Here is a 1,110-nt window from a genome sequence, read left to right as displayed (position 1 = left end):
TTAAGCCCAGAAGCCTTTGAACAGAAATATTTCAAGAATTTAGAGGGATTTGTTGTCCACGATACTGTCTAGGATCACTCTGGGGGATAGCCAACATTTATTTGCCTTGGGATTTGACTACAGTGAAGTCTTCCGCAGTTATATAGATTACACTTCAGCCTATGATCAAGCCATTCAAGATGAATGGGTCTCTTATGATGGTCAAATTATCCGTTGGTCAGACCGCCCTCCCCCAAACTTTAACCAACCATGGACCGCACGAGTAAATTGGGACATTACATTCGATACACTGCCTGTACGTATTTCAAACTTCTTTAGCTATAAAGACAGTTACGATGATATGGTTGCAGTCTCCGATAAAAATGACAAAGTCGAATATGAAGGTGAACTGATTGACACCTATTTAGCCTCTGAAATTAAACCCAAATTTACATGGGATATGCGCACCACCTATGACTGGGAAATTTCAAAAGATTTAAGGGCAATTTTTGGTTTAACCATTAACAACGTCACCAACCGCGTGAATACCTATACAACAGGCTCGACCTCAAATGATAGACCACGTGTGATGACTGAAATCGGCCGCCAATTTATTGCAGATGTTACTTTTAAATTCTAGAGCCTGAATAGGTACATGCTGCTGCTCTTTTTAATTTGCTTAGGCTATAATTAATGCGATTTCATATTTTGCCTTTGTATCATGTTAAAAAAGATCTTACTGGTTTTACTGATTTTAGCCCCGTCCGCGCTATATCTCTATATCGTCAACCGTGATGATGACAACACTGCGGAGACTGAGACAGTATCAACCCCAGCTGAAAACTCTCAGCCTGAGCAATATCAAACTCCAGATCACTAAGTTTTAGTGATCTTTTCAAATATTTATTTTTTATAGTCTTGAAATCTGTTCAGAAAATAACATTTTAATAAAATAAAGTTTTTGTTTTGCCTAATGTTTAAACTGTTAAATGAATTTTAGCAAAAACCCTTTTGACAAAACCCGGCTTAGTCCTTAATATACGCATCACCTCGCAACGTCCCTATCGTCTAGAGGCCTAGGACATCGCCCTTTCACGGCGGTAACCGGGGTTCGAATCCCCGTAGGGACGC

2 protein-coding genes and 1 tRNA gene are annotated in these 1,110 nt (G+C 39.5%); all 3 read left to right on the top strand.

Annotated features, from left to right (window positions below; all coding sequences use genetic code 11):
* The first annotated feature begins 52 nt into the window (after positions 1-52).
* Complete coding sequence (locus MTX11_RS16505) at positions 53-619, top strand: hypothetical protein (RefSeq protein WP_243475616.1); 567 nt, start codon at positions 53-55, stop codon at positions 617-619.
* Positions 620-700: 81 nt separating this feature from the next.
* Positions 701-859, top strand: a complete 159-nt coding sequence (locus MTX11_RS16500; RefSeq protein ID WP_004646377.1) for a hypothetical protein — start codon at positions 701-703, stop codon at positions 857-859.
* Positions 860-1,036: 177 nt separating this feature from the next.
* Positions 1,037-1,109, top strand: a tRNA-Glu gene (locus tag MTX11_RS16495).
* The last annotated feature ends 1 nt before the right edge of the window (position 1,110 follow it).

Source organism: Acinetobacter lwoffii (assembly GCF_022809915.1).
In the GTDB taxonomy this organism is placed as follows: domain Bacteria; phylum Pseudomonadota; class Gammaproteobacteria; order Pseudomonadales; family Moraxellaceae; genus Acinetobacter; species Acinetobacter lwoffii_M.
Note: the sequence above shows the minus strand (reverse complement) of the source record. Positions and strands in the feature narration are given on the sequence as shown.

Excerpts from the sequence above, each read along its gene's own strand:
- MTX11_RS16500 (WP_004646377.1), top strand. The coding sequence starts at position 701 with ATGTTAAAAAAGATCTTACTGGTTTTACTGATTTTAGCCCCGTCCGCG.